Here is a 14,232-nt window from a genome sequence, read left to right as displayed (position 1 = left end):
TATTTAATCGAGGGTCAGTGTAAATATTTATTACAAAATTCATCAAAATTTTGCGGTTATGATAGCTTAAAATGGATTTTTTTTATATCAATACCTGACTTTACATCGCTAAAAGAAGAAGGTTTGGATGTGATTGCATAACTGGTCATCACTTATCATAGGTCATTTTTTAAATGCTTTAAAATTTTACCAACAACAAATGAGCCAAGTGGTTATTTTTAAAAAGCAAAGTTGTGCTATGATGGTGTTTTATCCGTTAGCTATATAGGTTAATCGACACCATCATGCACGAACTAGAACTCAAGTTTGCTGTCCCAAGCTATCAACAAGGCGTCTTAAGAAAAAACATCGACACCAAAACTGCGCGGCAACAGCGGCTATCGGCGTATTATTTTGATACCCCCAATCAACATCTTGCCAAACAAGGCATCGCCCTGCGTATTCGTTTTGAAGACAATCAATGGGTACAAACCCTCAAAACAGCGGGTGACGGCGTTGCCAAACGCGTTGAGCTCAATACCGTGCTGAGCCTGACGGGTACGCCAGATACCCTTGATGTTAGCAGCCTTGTGCCCGATGTTTCACTGATTACAGAGCCAACAGTCGTAGCGCAGCTGACTAGCATCATGCCGCTCGACCAGCTCGCTCAAGCCTTAACCGTGCAATATTTTACCGATGTCCAACGCACTTCTCGTCAAATTAAGAAAAATAACAGCCGCATCGAAATCGCTTATGATATCGGCAAGGTTGGCATAGGTCGCCTAAACTCACAAAAACCCGCCAATAATCATGGGTTAACCCAATCGGATATTCATGAAATTGAATTTGAACTCCTTGAGGGTGACCCAAGGGATTTGATTGACATTGCAAAAACTTGGTGCAAAAAATACAAATTATATTTATCAACCGTTACCAAAGCCCAGCGGGGTAGTTTGCTACTCGCGAATAAGCAATATGCCCAGCCTGTCAAAGCGGATTTGGCTGTGCTGCAATTACACAAAGGTATCAGCCAATTTGCGTTTTTGCAGGCAGTGGTCAATAACTGCCTCGTGCAGATTTTGCCCAACGCCTCTGCAATTGCTGAAGGCAGTCCTGATGGTAACTTAGTGCACCAACTGCGTGTCGGTATTCGGCGTTTACGTACTGCTCTCAAACATTTCAAATTTGCCCAAGATTATATCGACCCAAATTGGCTGATGGTACTCAAACAAACCTTTAGCCTGCTAGGGGAGTATCGTGATAAAGAAATCTTGCAAATAAAAACCCAGCCCCTGCTAGAGTCAGTCGGTGCACCGCATGTCGAGTGGTCAACGGCAGTCGATATCATGCCGATTGATGCCGTCAGAGCCAATGATTTTCAAATTCTGTTGTTAGAGCTGATTGGTTTTACCCATTTAGCCGTACCTGCGGACAACCCAAAAGCCAAAGCCACTGTTGCCAAAAAGTTGGAAAAACTATTTACCGCGATTGCTGTAGCAAGTGATAAATTTGCCAGTCTCGATACAGAAAGCCAGCATGGTGTCCGTAAAGACCTAAAAAGCCTGCGTTATGTCAGTGAGTTTGCTGCGCCGCTTTTTGCCAGCCAAACCAATGGCAAAAAAGGGAAAAAAGCAGCTGAGCTCAATGCTTTCTTGCAATACTTAGAGCCTGCACAAGACGTACTCGGTGAATACAATGACAATGTGGTCGGTCATGCCAATTATTTGGAAAAAGCCAAAACCGACCCAAATGCACTATTTGCGGTGGGTTGGTTTAGCGGGCGTGAGCAAGCGAGTGCCGAGCAATGCGCGGTGAGTCTAAAAACGGTTAAAAATGCGCCAAAGTTTTGGTAGTAGTTTGGCTTGATTGTAGACATGTGAATTAAAGAAAATTGCCTCTGCAGAAAGCACTAATCAGTCAATCATTGTATGACTAGTTAGGTCAGTCATGGATGACAGCATTTAGCCGCTAATTTCGATACCGACAGTAGATAATATGCGGTATATTGTCGGGTTTTTACTGAGCTAATTTTTTAGTTAATGGCAATCAAATTTATATAAAAAAGCCAATACCGTCAGATATTGGCTTTTTGCTGTCACTAGCACTAGCACTAGCACATGCATTGTAGTGCACATTAAAAAATTATTTTCCGTAAACTTTTAAGCGTTTTTCAATAGGTTCAAAGGTTTTTTCACCTGCTGGGGCGGCGATACCACCAAATACCATCTGCGCAATAAGTTTCCAGTTGCTATCGATGTTCCATGTTTCTGCCACTTTTTCATCAATCACGCCATTGTAATGCTGTAAGTTTGCACCGATGTTGAGCGCGGCTAAGGCGTTCCAAATCGCATATTGGTGCATGGCACTGGTGTGTTCTGCCCATACTGGGAAATTATGCGCATACAGCGGGAATTGTTCTTGTAAGCCTTTGACCACTGATTGGTCTTCAAAATACAAGATAGTCCCTGCACCGGCTTTAAACATGGCCATTTTATCGGCAGTTGATTTGAATTTTTCATCATCATTCACCATCGCACGTAGCAAATCTTCGGTGATTTGCCAAAGTTTTTGATGGTCTTCACCAAACAATACCACCAAGCGGCTTGATTGTGAGTTGAATGAAGAGGGGGTATGTAACACGGCATGTTCAACCAGTTTAACTACCTCATCTTTTGAGACAGGTAATTGGTCATTGAGCATATAGATAGAACGGCGAGTTTCTGCAATATTGTGTAATGTTTCGACTGACATAATCAGCTCCTTTTCATTGTTATTTGATAATCAATCTACCTTATTAATTAAAGTTAAAGCCGATTGATGTGACACGGCTATTATATGCCTAAAATACTAATAAATAAAAACTATTTTGTAATTTTTTTTAACCATTAATTGTATTTATTAATTTTATCTAATATATTATTAAGGTTAATTTTGATAAATTTACGGCAAAATTTCGACCGCTGTACCAATATCCACTTGGTCATACAGTGTGATAATGTCTTGATTGCGCATGCGGATACAGCCATGAGAAAGCGGAATGCCCATCGGCTCGGTATTGGGCGTCCCATGAATGTAAATGTAACGCGCCTTGGTATCACACACCCCTTGCTCATTGGCGCCTTTATTAAAGCCCGTTTCATTTCCCTCTAACCACAAAATCCGTGTCAAAATCCAGTCTCGATTGGGGAATGTAGTTGCCAAATGATCGTCATAAATTTCGCCGGTAAATTGACGTGCCACAAAAACACTGTTGATAGGTAAATTATCACCAAATTTTTCGCTAATCAGGTGCGCACCGAGCGGTGTACAGCCAGTATCCTGTAGTTGTCCAATACCATTTTTGGCAGTAGAGACGGGGTAAGTTTGTGATTGGGTGGGGCTCAGATGTAAAGTAAGTTGTTGTTTTTTTATTGAAATAATGATTCTTGGGTAACACATAATCGACTCGTTTAACATTAAGCTTAGACTATCATAACAAAAAAGCCCATCATATTCATGACAGGCTTTTTAAGAAAAATTTGAAAACATACAACCAGTTATTTGATGTCAGCAGTGGATACCCACAAGGTAGAATCGGCAATGTTCACAAAGCCATTTTTGGCTAATACCCAGCTAAACTTGACGCCTTTGGGCAGGGTCTGCACCACGGGGCATAGACGATTGGGACAAGAACGTACAATCGCATCTTTGTTGGTTTGTGCTCGATGAACGCTATCGGCTTGCGCAGTGAGTGGTAAAACCACCCATACCAAAGCCGCAGCCAAATTTGTCAGTTTATACTTAGCAAGGAATGATTTAATGCTCGAACTCATGATTTTTCAAAAATACAGTCAAATAAATACAGCCAAATAGTGAGAAAATTTTATCAAAAAATTATCTATCAAAACAAAAAAACTATTGTCATATTCACGTAAAAATACTGTGACAATAGGTATAAAAAAACTCAAAAAGAAAAAGGCCTACGAAAACGTAAGCCTTTTTAATTTGGTCGGAACGGCGGGATTCGAACTCGCGACCCCTTGCACCCCATGCAAGTGCGCTACCAGACTGCGCTACGCCCCGAAAGGTGTACTATTCTACCAAAAATGACAGAATTTGCAATACCAACTTATCCAATTAGTTCTTTTAACAGCTGATTAACTTGAGCCGGGTTGGCTTTACCTTTAGAGGCTTTCATCACTTGACCGACAAGACCGTTAAAGGCTTTTTCTTTACCTGACTTGTACTCATCGACCATCGCTTGGTTGTTTTTCAACACGTCTTCGACAATCGCTTTAATCGCGCCTGTATCGGTTTCTTGTTTTAAACCTTTATCGGCAATGACTTTATCCACGGCTGTTTCATCGTCACCGCCTTCGCCAGCGAATAGGGCGATAAAGGCTTGCTTAGCCAGCTTGCCTGATAGCGTATTGTCTTTGATACGCTCTAGCAGTTTGGCAAATTGGGCGACAGAAATCGGGCTTTGCTCAATGGTTTTTTCATCTTTATTGAGCGCGCCGAGCAGGTCACCCATTATCCAGTTAGCAGCCAGTTTGGCGTTATCATGACCGATTTTTGCCACTACTTGCTCAAAGTAATCAGCGAGCGAACGGCTAGCGGTTAAAATACGGCTATCGTATTCAGGTAAGCCAAGCGCCGATTGAAAACGCTCACGACGTGCCACTGGCAACTCTGGCATGGCGTTTTTGATTTGTTCAAAAGTTGCAGTATCAATATGCACAGGTAAAAGGTCAGGGTCTGGGAAGTAGCGGTAGTCATTGGCTTCTTCCTTGGTACGCATTGAGCGCGTTTCGTCTTTGTCGGGATCGTACAGGCGAGTGGCTTGTATGACTTTGCCCCCGTCTTCAATCAAGTCAATTTGACGCTCGATTTCCACCGTGATGGCACGCTCAATAAAGCGAAACGAGTTAAGGTTCTTAATCTCACAGCGAGTACCTAAGTCAGCGCCGGGTTTTCGCACGGAGACGTTACAGTCGGCACGAAATGAACCTTCCGCCATAATGGCATCAGAAATACCGAGCCAAGTGACCAACTGGTGAATGGCTTTGACATAGGCAACCGCCTCGGCAGCTGAGCGCATATCAGGCTCTGAGACGATTTCAATCAGCGGCGTACCGGCACGGTTTAAATCCACGCCTGTCATTTGTGGCACCGCATCATGCACCGATTTGCCCGCATCTTCTTCTAAGTGGGCACGGGTAATGTGAATACGTTTGGGATATTCGTTTTTTTCACCTTCATTGACCACGATGTCGATATAGCCTGTACCGACAATCGGGTGCGCCATTTGGCTGATTTGGTAGCCTTTTGGCAAGTCGGGATAAAAATAATTCTTACGGTCAAAGGCGTTCATCATGCCAATTTCAGCATTGACGCCAAGCCCAAACATCACCGCTTTTTCTACCACATCTTTGTTGAGTACAGGCAGCGCCCCTGGCATGGCTAGGTCAACAATATTGGCTTGGGTGTTGGGCTCTTGCCCAAATAGGGTGGAAGCCGATGAGAAAATTTTGGTGTTGGTGTTGAGTTGGCAGTGGATTTCGATACCGATAACCACTTCATAGCCATCCACTAAAGGCGCTTGCAGTTTATTTTCGTTTGTCATAACAAGGCTCCTTAGGCTTTGGCGATGGGTGATAGTTGTTGGTGAAAATCAGTGACTTGCTGATACGCATCAGCAGTCTGCAGTAGCGTCTCTTCGTCCCATGCTTTTGCAATCAGCTGTAAGCCCACAGGCAGATTGTCACCATCAAAACCCACCGGATGGCTTAATGAAGGTAAACCGGCTAAATTCACGCCAATGGTATAAACATCCCCCATATAAATTTCGGCAGGGCTAAGGCTTGCACCGATTTTATAAGCCGTCGTTGGCGCAGTTGGGGTGGCAATGACATCACAGCTTTCAAAGGCTTTGGCAAAATCTTGGCTGATGAGGCGGCGCACTTTTTGCGCTTTGACATAATAGGCATCAAAATAACCCGCTGATAGCGCATAGGTACCCATCAAAATACGGCGCTGTACTTCGGCACCAAAGCCTTCAGAACGTGAGCGGGTGTATAAATCTTCCAAGTTTTTTGGGCTGTCACAGCGGTAGCCATAACGCACCCCATCATAACGCGATAAGTTAGATGAAGCTTCAGCTGGGGCGAGCAAATAATAAGTGGCAAGGGTGATTTCAGGTTTGGTCAAATTCACATCCACCAAGCTTGCACCCAAGGCCTGGTATTGTTTTAATGCCGCTTCTACACTGGCTTTAACCTCGCTATTTAAGCCATCGGCAAAGTATTCGGTTGGAATACCGATGCGTAACCCTTGAAGCGGTTTATCATGGCTGGCATTGGCTTGGCGTTTGCTAGTCAAACTAGCGACAAAATCCGGCACATCTTTGTTGGCGGATGTTGAGTCTTTGCTGTCATGACCTGATAACACGTTGAGCAAATAAGCGCAGTCTTCTGCGGTTTTACCAAAACTGCCAGCTTGGTCAAAACTTGACGCATACGCCACCATGCCATAACGTGAGACACGTCCGTAAGTTGGCTTAATCCCTGTCAAACCACAAAATGACGCAGGTTGGCGAATTGAGCCGCCGGTATCTGAGCCTGTGGCAAGGGGCGCAAAACCTGCCGCAACCGCTGCCGCGCTACCGCCCGATGAACCGCCTGGTACACGGCTGATATCCCAAGGGTTGTGCACGGCGCCAAAGTAAGATGACTCATTGTCCGAGCCCATCGCGAACTCATCCATGCTGGTTTTGCCAAGCATGACTAAGCCTGCATTTTGGCAGTTTTCAACGATGGTGGCGTTGTAAGGCGCCACAAAGTTTTCTAGCATTTTTGAGCCACAAGTGGTTAAAACGCCTTGGGTACAAAAAATGTCTTTATGAGCCAGTGGTACGCCCGTCAAGTCTGCGCCTTTGCCCTCTGCCAATAATTTATCGGCGGCGGCAGCTTGCGCTAATGCTTGTTCAGGCGTGACTGTGATAAAGCTATTAATGGCTTTATCATGCTGGGCAATCCGATTAAGAAAATGTTGGGTAAGTTCGGTACTGCTAAAGTCTTTATTTTTTAGACCTGCCGCCAATTGGGCAACCGAAAACGTATGTAGTTCAGACATAATTTTCACTTATAATTAATTAACAAAAATTTGACAAGTTATTCGATGAGCTGTGGCTTATTCAATGACCTGTGGCACAAGGTATAAGCCATCAGCGACACTTGGCGCAATGGACTGATTTAGCTCACGATTGACTTCGACCCCATTACCGCCAACAACATCTTCTCGCAGTGGCTGGGTCATATCATGGACATTGGTAAGCGGTGCGATATTGTCAGTATTGACCTCTGCCAAAATATCCATCATCGATAGAATTTTGCTTAGGTCATTGGCATAACTATCTGCCTGCTCAGCGGTCACGCCAAGTCGAGCAAGTTTGGCGATGTTCATAATTTCATCAGTTGAAAGCGTCTGCGACATGATGAGTTCCTTAAGTACAAACAAAAATAAAACGGACAAACAAGGCAAATGTTTGATGCGATTTTACACCAGCCAATTATAGCAACAGGCTATAATAAAAGAGGATAAAACCTGATAAAAAACAGTTGCATAAGTTTAGTTGCTTTTAATAACAAATTTGAAAAATAGGGTGATGTGACCTAAATAATTTGTCACAAAAAATTCGTGAATAAAGATAGAATGTGATTAAATCACTATATTTTGCGATATTTTACCGCTATAATCTAGCACTATTCTTACTAAACGCAAATTAATCGCATTAAAGTCACTATCGCCTAAACCGCTTTAAAATCATCGTCACCTTTTTTATCTAAAAAAATAGCCTTTTAACTGTTAAGCGTTAAGAGTTTCTTGCTATTTTTTATGTAAAATACAGCAGCGGTAAGCAGCTTGCTTCAGATTTTTTGCTAGTGGGCACAATAGGGTGGTTTTGAAACACGGGCATTAGAAACATCGGTATTAAAAGCTTTTAAATGAACGCTTTTAAAAAATGCGTCGTTGACTCGATGTGCGATTAAACACCCCGCTAATTTCTGCTTTGCTTGCAGTGTAGTTTTGTTATCACTGGGAAATGATACATGAGCCTTTTCGGATTTTTATCAAGTAATATCGCCATCGACCTTGGCACTGCCAACACGTTAATTTTCACCCCAGGTAAAGGTGTGGTCCTCAATGAACCAACGGTTGTTGCGCTTCGTAGTAACCGTACCCAAAATCCTACCGTTGCAGCAGTCGGTATTGATGCCAAACAAATGCTAGGTCGTACCCCAGATAATATCACTGCGATTCGTCCACTCAAAGACGGTGTGATTGCCGATTTTGAAGTGACCCAAAAAATGCTCAAGCATTTTATCAACAAAGTGAAAGTGAAACGTTTTTTGGCCAATCCAAACGTGATTGTTTGTGTGCCTTGTAAATCTACTTTGGTAGAACGTCGTGCGATTCGTGAAGCGGTTGAATCGGCAGGCGCAAACAAAGCCTTATTGCTTGAAGAGCCTATGGCAGCTGCGATTGGCGCAGGATTACCCGTGCATGAAGCCAGTGGTTCGATGGTGGTGGATATTGGGGGTGGTACCACAGAGATTGCGGTGATTGCACTATCAGGCTGTGTGTATGCCGACTCCATCCGTATCGGCGGTGATGTGTTCGATGAAGCGATTATTACTCATGTCCGCCGTACCCATGGCTGTGTGATTGGTGAAACCACGGCTGAACGCATCAAAACTGAAGTAGGGACGGCAATTGAAGATCCTGAAAACCCCTTGGAAGTGGAAGTGCGTGGTCGTAGTATGGCAGAAGGGGTGCCTAAATCATTTGTGGTGACATCTGCCGAAATCCAAAAAGCCTTAAGCGACCCTATTGCTGGTATTATCTCAGGTGTCAAAGCGGCGCTTGAGCAAACCCCGCCTGAATTATCAGCCGATATCGCAGAGCGTGGTATTGTATTAACCGGTGGTGGTGCACTATTACGCAATCTTGATGAGCTGATTTCGCGCGAGACAGGCTTGCCTGTCACGGTAGCCGAAGACCCCTTGACTTGTGTCAGCCGTGGGGGTGGTAAAGCGCTAGATTTTATCAATAACAAAGCATTGAATATGATTTTTGTCTGATGTTAACTGATGTGTTACCGTTAACCGCTATTTTTTAATAGCGGTTTTATTGCTTTATTGACAAGATGATTTTACGATAGCTTTGTTTAAAAGATTTTTGCTATCCTGATGGCTTGTTATCGCGCGCTGTATTGACCGTCACGGATTTTGCTTGGATGTTACTTATGTCACTTACCATTTTTACCCAACAACCGCTCGCCATTCGCAAAACCCTTATTGTGGTGTTTGCGGCGATTGTGCTGATGTTATTGGATAGTAAAAATAGCAGTTGGTTTCAGCCAATACGTACCGCGACCCATGCCGCCATGCAGCCCATCTATCAAGTATCGGCTTATCCAAGTTTTTTTGCAGGCTGGCTTGATAGTACCATGACCGAAAAAGAAGCGTTACGCCGTGAGAATGTCCAGTTAAAAGCTGAGCTTGTCCATGCTAAAGCGCAGTTGCAGCAGCAAGACTATCTTGTCGCGCAAAATGCCCGCCTGCAAGGGATTTTATCCGCTACCACGCCAGACCAGTTTAATTTGCTGTTGTCGCATGTCATTGGTACCGATAGCAATCCACTGCGGCAAATGGTGGTCATCAATAAAGGTAGCAAAGACGGAGTGATTGTCGGGCAAACGGTGATTGATGAAAACGGCATTCTTGGACAAGTCGTTAATGTTTATCCCGATACCTGCCGTGTGGTGTTAATCAGCGATGACCAACAATCGGTTGCAGTGACTATCAAACGTACCGGGCAAAAAGCCATCGTATCGGGTAAAGGTAATCCGCAGTATTTGGTGCTAGATTATATCTTTAAGGCATCGGATGTACGCATTGGTGATGAGCTGATTTCATCGGGGCTTGGTGGTCGTATTCCTGCCGGATTTCCTGTTGGGCGCGTGGCAAAAGTAGAAGCCGAGCAAGCTGGCGGCTATGCCAAGATTATGGTGAAACCCGCTGCCAATTTTATCAATACGTCTTATGTTTTATTGCTTCAGCAAAAGGTTTAAAATCACTGATTATGGTCGTCGTTCAGCGCAAAAAAACCAAACAGCATTTATATATTGTGATGGCAATCAGTTTTATCATCGCATCGGTACTTAGTGTGTATCCGCTGTCGGCAGAGATTGCGCTATTTCGTCCGATGTGGATGATCATGATGCTGATTTTTTGGCTGATATTTCAACCGACTTTAATTGGGGTGGGATTGGCGTTTGTGGTTGGTCTGTTTGCTGATTTACTGACGGACAGCCGAATCGGTCAGCAAGCCTTGTGTGCGGTGCTGGTAGCATTTTTTATCAAGTTTGTCAGTGGTTATTTACGCCAACTGTCCTCAAACTTGGTATGGCTGCTTGCGGGCGCCTGTTTGCTGATTTATCAACTTGGGTTAATTTTTCTGCATTTATTTACCCAAGGGGTGTTTGCACCCCAATTACTTTATACCGTTGCCGTCAGTACCTTAATTTGGCCACTGTTAGTTGCTGTCATGCTGCGTTATACGCGATAAGCGTATTGAGAAGTTATTATGTATCAATTTAAGGCCACTATACCGATTATCTTGGCGTCCACATCACCGAGGCGGCGTGAGTTGTTAGATCAAGTTTTGGTGCCACATACTTGCGCGGCAGTCAATATTGATGAAACACGGCTAGCAGAAGAGTCGGCGATTGACTATATTGGGCGTATGGTGAGTCAAAAAGCGCAAGCCGCTTTACAAGTTTTGCCAAACGCTATGACCGAGTGTGTGGTGATTACCGCCGATACCATTGGCGTACTGCCGGATGGGTCAGTGCTACAAAAACCTAGCGATTTTGCCGATGCTTGTGCGATGTGGCGGCAAATGAGCAATGCCTCGCACCAAGTATGGACTGCAGTGCAAGTGAGCCGACTGGCGCAGCGTGACGGTCAATGGCAGATAGATTATGCTGAGCGTACTGTGGTGAGAACCGATGTCAAATTTATCGCACTCACTGACAGCATGATGACGCATTATTGGCATACGGGTGAACCACGAGACAAAGCTGGCGGTTATGCCATTCAAGGGCTGGGCGCTGCGTGGGTCAAAGCGATTGACGGTAGCTATAGCAATGTGGTTGGACTGCCACTGGTAGAAACTTTAGACTTGCTTTCTCAGGTGATGCAAGCCCATTAGTAAAAATAAACTTAAAAAAAGCCATAAGTGCAAATCTTATGGCTTTTTTATCATGTTTTAAAGGGTTAACCCAATGTCGCTTTGACCAACTTTGAGATCAAAGCGGGGTCAGCGCGACCTGCGGTCTTGACTTTTAACGCATTCATCACAGCGCCCATTTGCTGCATCGAAGTGGCACCTTGCTCAGCAATTTCAGTGGCTACCAGATTGGCAATTTCTGCTTCACTCATGGGTTGTGGCAAGAATTGACTAATCACATCAATCTCAAATTGTTCTTTTTGTGCCAAATCTTCCCGCCCATTGGCGGCAAAAATCGCGAGCGACTCTTGGCGCTGCTTGGTTTGCTTTTGTAAGATGTCTAGTACACCTGCATCATCGAGCGTTATTTGGCGGTCAATTTCGATTTGTTTTATCACCGCTTGTACGCTGCGTAGCACTTTAACTTTTTCAAGCTCACGCGCTTTCATGGCAGTTTTGACCACATCGGTCAGGGTGTCTTTTATGGTACTCATGGTTTTAACGCTCCTTAATGTTAGCTAATGGCGTTTTTAAAATTGTGGTTAGCAACATAGCATAAAAAAATCCACTTAACAAAGTGGATTTTATCATTTACTGGTATTGGGTTGTCTGTCGACAAATTACCTTAGTAAAGACGAGTCGTGCGTACTGATTCACGTGACATTTTCTTTTTGTAACGTTTTACCGCAGCTGCTTTTTTACGTTTACGTTCTTGAGTTGGTTTTTCATAGAACTCATGTTTACGTACATCTGCTAAAATACCGGCTTTCTCACAAGCACGTTTAAAGCGGCGAATTGCGATATCTACAGGTTCGTTCTCTTTTACCTTTACTGCTGGCATGTAGACTCCTTAAGTCTAGGCTGATTGATAGACAATGAATGTGCTATCAACAAAGCGGGGTTAGTGGGTCAGGAACATTAATCCGGCTGTATAGGTGATTATTAGCCAACCTACCCATGGTTTGGCATCAGCTCAGATTAGGATAAAAATAGGTGCGAATTTTAACTAAATATTGAATGTAAGTCAATGTAAATTTTAGCTTTTTAATAACCTGTTAAATTAGAAAATCCTTCTCTTAGCCAATTGCCCTGTTTTATCTAGCCGATAAAAATTTTTTGCTCGTTAGCGTAACAAAATACACAACGATAGTAATGATTTAGCAAGGTGGCTTTAAAATGTTATTTTATTCATACCGCAGTAATGCTAATATAGTCACTAATTCTCATGTGATAACAACATACCGCTAAATGTCGTACTAGCCATTTGCCAGTCGACATTACCACGTAAAACATTACCATGCAAAAACAGTTTGTAGGGCTATTAAAAATTTATACATTGATGTGAAATTAGATTTCACCTTATTTGAAAGGAAAAGGTTATGCTACCGATATCAACACGCAATGCCACGCTAGCCAGTCTTATGATTGCCTTGGGTCTTACCATGAGCGCATGTAGTAAGCATGAGTCAGCCGAAAGCAAACCAACCGAAGAAATTGCTGCACAGCAAGGTGAAATCGCTCGTGCAAACCATCCTATGCCAGTGGCTTCACAGCCTGCTTCATTTGTGCCACCGACAGCTGCCTCAGCCGCTGCCACCACGACTACAGCAACCGCTACCCAAGTTTCTGCTGATGCTGGCGAAAAATTGTTTGGTAGTGTATGTACCACTTGCCACACAGCAGGCTTGATGGGTGCACCAAAACTTGCTGATAAAGCCGCTTGGGCACCTCGCATTGCGCAAGGTAAAGACACGCTGTATAAACACGCCATCGGCGGCTATCAAGGAAAATCCGGTGTAATGCCAGCCAAAGGCGGTAGTCAAGCCTCTGATGATGAAGTAAAAGCTGCCGTTGATTATATGGTCTCAAAAGCAAGCTAATGGGTAATGCGCCATTTATAAAATAAAGGCTATACATTAAAGCCTATGCAACAACTAGTATCTAGCACTTTACTAAATCCAGTCACTAGTAAAATAGTTGGCTGGTTTTTTTATACGTTTTTTATACCCAATGTGCTTTGTTTTAACCCGCAGTTTGGTTATGATGAATGACTATGTTCAATCACCAAACCCTGTTAAGAAACCGCCATGACACCTGCCGTTAATCTTGCCAAAAAACTAAAAATCAACTTCCAATTACATGAATACCATCATGACGCTAATAGTGAAAGCTATGGGCTTGAAGCAGCAGAAAAACTACAAGTTGAAGCTAAGCGGGTATTTAAAACTTTGGTGGTGCAAGATGACAATGACAAACTCGCTGTTGCGATACTGCCTGTTGAGCATTTATTAAACCTAAAAAAAATCGCCAAGGCCATTGGCAGTAAAAAAGCACAAATGGCAGACCCCAAATTGGTAGAACGTACCACAGGCTATGTGCTAGGTGGGGTAAGCCCGCTCGGTCAAAAAAAACGCCTGCCCACGGTCATCGATCAGTCGGCACAACACTTTGCGACCATTTATTGTAGTGGCGGTAGACGCGGCTTAGAGATTGAGTTGTCACCGTCAGATTTAGCAGGCGCAGTAAACGCCAAGTTTGCAGATTTAATTCAAGAATAAAGGATAACACCATGCCCAATGTCATTATTGAAGTGAGTCACGACCATCTTATTAGTCAGCCTGATAACCTGCTAGCGCGGGTCAATGATACGCTATGGCAGTCTGGCAATTTTAAGCTACAAAGTGATATCAAATCACGTATCTACTACCCAAACCACGTATTGGTGGGACTGAGCGATAGCAGAGATGAAGCTTTTGTTATGGCGCATTTTTATCTGATGCCAGGGCGTGATGACGCTACCATTCAATCATTGGCGCAGCGGATTGCCGATGCTATCAAAGCGCATCTGCAGGAATTTAAAAGTGAGGTACCTGTTGGCAGTTTACAGATTTGCGTCAACTCCACCACGCTAAGCGCCAATTATGTCAAGCAGTATGTCGAATTCAAATAGAGGGGTTAGTGATAAAAATTGACTACTTT

General features: G+C 43.7%; 16 protein-coding genes and 1 tRNA gene. 8 read left to right on the top strand and 9 right to left on the bottom strand.

Features of this window, described 5'->3' with window-relative positions:
* The first annotated feature begins 284 nt into the window (after positions 1–284).
* Complete coding sequence (locus H9W84_RS09065) at positions 285–1,832, top strand: CYTH and CHAD domain-containing protein (protein ID WP_239743130.1); 1,548 nt, start codon at positions 285–287, stop codon at positions 1,830–1,832.
* Between the two features lie 289 nt (positions 1,833–2,121).
* Here the strand turns inward: H9W84_RS09065 and H9W84_RS09060 are convergent, their stop codons facing one another.
* The 7 genes from H9W84_RS09060 to gatC all read right to left on the bottom strand — a co-directional run bounded on the left by H9W84_RS09060 (position 2,122) and on the right by gatC (position 7,452).
* Entirely contained in the window at positions 2,122–2,730 is a 609-nt protein-coding gene (locus tag H9W84_RS09060) for a nitroreductase family protein (RefSeq protein WP_050324646.1), read from the bottom strand.
* A 189-nt stretch (positions 2,731–2,919) separates the two neighbouring features.
* Positions 2,920–3,417, bottom strand: a complete 498-nt coding sequence (locus H9W84_RS09055) for a L,D-transpeptidase (RefSeq protein ID WP_050324647.1) — start codon at positions 3,415–3,417, stop codon at positions 2,920–2,922.
* A gap of 98 nt (positions 3,418–3,515) precedes the next feature.
* Positions 3,516–3,791, bottom strand: coding sequence for a hypothetical protein (locus H9W84_RS09050; RefSeq protein ID WP_076775191.1), 276 nt, complete (start codon positions 3,789–3,791; stop codon positions 3,516–3,518).
* Between the two features lie 173 nt (positions 3,792–3,964).
* Positions 3,965–4,041, bottom strand: a tRNA-Pro gene (locus tag H9W84_RS09045).
* A 46-nt stretch (positions 4,042–4,087) separates the two neighbouring features.
* On the bottom strand, positions 4,088–5,584 hold the full coding sequence (gene gatB / locus H9W84_RS09040) for an Asp-tRNA(Asn)/Glu-tRNA(Gln) amidotransferase subunit GatB (RefSeq protein ID WP_239743128.1): 1,497 nt from the start codon (positions 5,582–5,584) through the stop codon (positions 4,088–4,090).
* 11 nt (positions 5,585–5,595) lie between these two features.
* Positions 5,596–7,092: an Asp-tRNA(Asn)/Glu-tRNA(Gln) amidotransferase subunit GatA gene (gene gatA, locus H9W84_RS09035; RefSeq protein WP_239743126.1), complete on the bottom strand. Its 1,497-nt coding sequence runs from the start codon at positions 7,090–7,092 to the stop codon at positions 5,596–5,598.
* Between the two features lie 57 nt (positions 7,093–7,149).
* On the bottom strand, positions 7,150–7,452 hold the full coding sequence (gene gatC, locus H9W84_RS09030; protein ID WP_036598404.1) for an Asp-tRNA(Asn)/Glu-tRNA(Gln) amidotransferase subunit GatC: 303 nt from the start codon (positions 7,450–7,452) through the stop codon (positions 7,150–7,152).
* A gap of 617 nt (positions 7,453–8,069) precedes the next feature.
* Here gatC and H9W84_RS09025 point away from each other — a divergent pair.
* From H9W84_RS09025 to H9W84_RS09010, 4 genes are all read left to right on the top strand, one after another.
* Entirely contained in the window at positions 8,070–9,101 is a 1,032-nt protein-coding gene (locus H9W84_RS09025) for a rod shape-determining protein (RefSeq protein WP_239743124.1), read from the top strand.
* Between the two features lie 164 nt (positions 9,102–9,265).
* Positions 9,266–10,093 carry a rod shape-determining protein MreC gene (gene mreC / locus H9W84_RS09020; RefSeq protein ID WP_239743122.1) on the top strand — a complete coding sequence of 276 codons (828 nt, stop codon included), beginning with the start codon at positions 9,266–9,268 and terminating at the stop codon, positions 10,091–10,093.
* Positions 10,094–10,104: 11 nt separating this feature from the next.
* The gene (mreD, locus tag H9W84_RS09015) at positions 10,105–10,590 is read left to right on the top strand and encodes a rod shape-determining protein MreD (protein WP_239743120.1); all 486 of its coding nucleotides are present in this window, start codon (positions 10,105–10,107) and stop codon (positions 10,588–10,590) included.
* Positions 10,591–10,608: 18 nt separating this feature from the next.
* Positions 10,609–11,235 (top strand): Maf family protein, encoded by a 627-nt coding sequence (locus H9W84_RS09010; protein ID WP_239743118.1) that lies wholly within the window; start codon positions 10,609–10,611, stop codon positions 11,233–11,235.
* Positions 11,236–11,300: 65 nt separating this feature from the next.
* Here H9W84_RS09010 and H9W84_RS09005 read toward each other — a convergent pair whose 3' ends face one another.
* Together H9W84_RS09005 and rpsU are read right to left on the bottom strand one after the other, a co-directional pair.
* Positions 11,301–11,747, bottom strand: a complete 447-nt coding sequence (locus tag H9W84_RS09005; RefSeq protein WP_239743116.1) for a GatB/YqeY domain-containing protein — start codon at positions 11,745–11,747, stop codon at positions 11,301–11,303.
* A 131-nt stretch (positions 11,748–11,878) separates the two neighbouring features.
* Positions 11,879–12,094: a 30S ribosomal protein S21 gene (rpsU, locus tag H9W84_RS09000; protein ID WP_007115522.1), complete on the bottom strand. Its 216-nt coding sequence runs from the start codon at positions 12,092–12,094 to the stop codon at positions 11,879–11,881.
* Positions 12,095–12,632: 538 nt separating this feature from the next.
* On the opposite strand from rpsU, the gene H9W84_RS08995 reads away from it, so the two are divergent.
* From H9W84_RS08995 to H9W84_RS08985, 3 genes are all read left to right on the top strand, one after another.
* Positions 12,633–13,133: a c-type cytochrome gene (locus H9W84_RS08995; protein ID WP_239743114.1), complete on the top strand. Its 501-nt coding sequence runs from the start codon at positions 12,633–12,635 to the stop codon at positions 13,131–13,133.
* 207 nt (positions 13,134–13,340) lie between these two features.
* Positions 13,341–13,811 (top strand): Cys-tRNA(Pro) deacylase, encoded by a 471-nt coding sequence (gene ybaK / locus H9W84_RS08990; protein WP_239743112.1) that lies wholly within the window; start codon positions 13,341–13,343, stop codon positions 13,809–13,811.
* An 11-nt stretch (positions 13,812–13,822) separates the two neighbouring features.
* Positions 13,823–14,203, top strand: coding sequence for a 5-carboxymethyl-2-hydroxymuconate Delta-isomerase (locus H9W84_RS08985; RefSeq protein WP_239743110.1), 381 nt, complete (start codon positions 13,823–13,825; stop codon positions 14,201–14,203).
* Positions 14,204–14,232: the final 29 nt, after the last annotated feature.

Source organism: Moraxella tetraodonis (assembly GCF_022359095.1).
In the GTDB taxonomy this organism is placed as follows: domain Bacteria; phylum Pseudomonadota; class Gammaproteobacteria; order Pseudomonadales; family Moraxellaceae; genus Faucicola; species Faucicola tetraodonis.
This window is presented reverse-complemented; position numbering and strand designations above follow the sequence as displayed.

Excerpts from the sequence above, each read along its gene's own strand:
- H9W84_RS09005 (WP_239743116.1), bottom strand. The coding sequence starts at position 11,747 with ATGAGTACCATAAAAGACACCCTGACCGATGTGGTCAAAACTGCCATG.
- gatA (WP_239743126.1), bottom strand. The coding sequence starts at position 7,092 with ATGTCTGAACTACATACGTTTTCGGTTGCCCAATTGGCGGCAGGTCTA.
- mreD (WP_239743120.1), top strand. The coding sequence starts at position 10,105 with ATGGTCGTCGTTCAGCGCAAAAAAACCAAACAGCATTTATATATTGTG.
- H9W84_RS09050 (WP_076775191.1), bottom strand. The coding sequence starts at position 3,791 with ATGAGTTCGAGCATTAAATCATTCCTTGCTAAGTATAAACTGACAAAT.
- H9W84_RS09065 (WP_239743130.1), top strand. The coding sequence starts at position 285 with ATGCACGAACTAGAACTCAAGTTTGCTGTCCCAAGCTATCAACAAGGC.
- H9W84_RS09060 (WP_050324646.1), bottom strand. The coding sequence starts at position 2,730 with ATGTCAGTCGAAACATTACACAATATTGCAGAAACTCGCCGTTCTATC.
- H9W84_RS08995 (WP_239743114.1), top strand. The coding sequence starts at position 12,633 with ATGCTACCGATATCAACACGCAATGCCACGCTAGCCAGTCTTATGATT.
- gatC (WP_036598404.1), bottom strand. The coding sequence starts at position 7,452 with ATGTCGCAGACGCTTTCAACTGATGAAATTATGAACATCGCCAAACTT.
- ybaK (WP_239743112.1), top strand. The coding sequence starts at position 13,341 with ATGACACCTGCCGTTAATCTTGCCAAAAAACTAAAAATCAACTTCCAA.
- H9W84_RS09010 (WP_239743118.1), top strand. The coding sequence starts at position 10,609 with ATGTATCAATTTAAGGCCACTATACCGATTATCTTGGCGTCCACATCA.
- H9W84_RS08985 (WP_239743110.1), top strand. The coding sequence starts at position 13,823 with ATGCCCAATGTCATTATTGAAGTGAGTCACGACCATCTTATTAGTCAG.
- gatB (WP_239743128.1), bottom strand. The coding sequence starts at position 5,584 with ATGACAAACGAAAATAAACTGCAAGCGCCTTTAGTGGATGGCTATGAA.
- mreC (WP_239743122.1), top strand. The coding sequence starts at position 9,266 with ATGTCACTTACCATTTTTACCCAACAACCGCTCGCCATTCGCAAAACC.
- H9W84_RS09055 (WP_050324647.1), bottom strand. The coding sequence starts at position 3,417 with ATGTGTTACCCAAGAATCATTATTTCAATAAAAAAACAACAACTTACT.
- rpsU (WP_007115522.1), bottom strand. The coding sequence starts at position 12,094 with ATGCCAGCAGTAAAGGTAAAAGAGAACGAACCTGTAGATATCGCAATT.
- H9W84_RS09025 (WP_239743124.1), top strand. The coding sequence starts at position 8,070 with ATGAGCCTTTTCGGATTTTTATCAAGTAATATCGCCATCGACCTTGGC.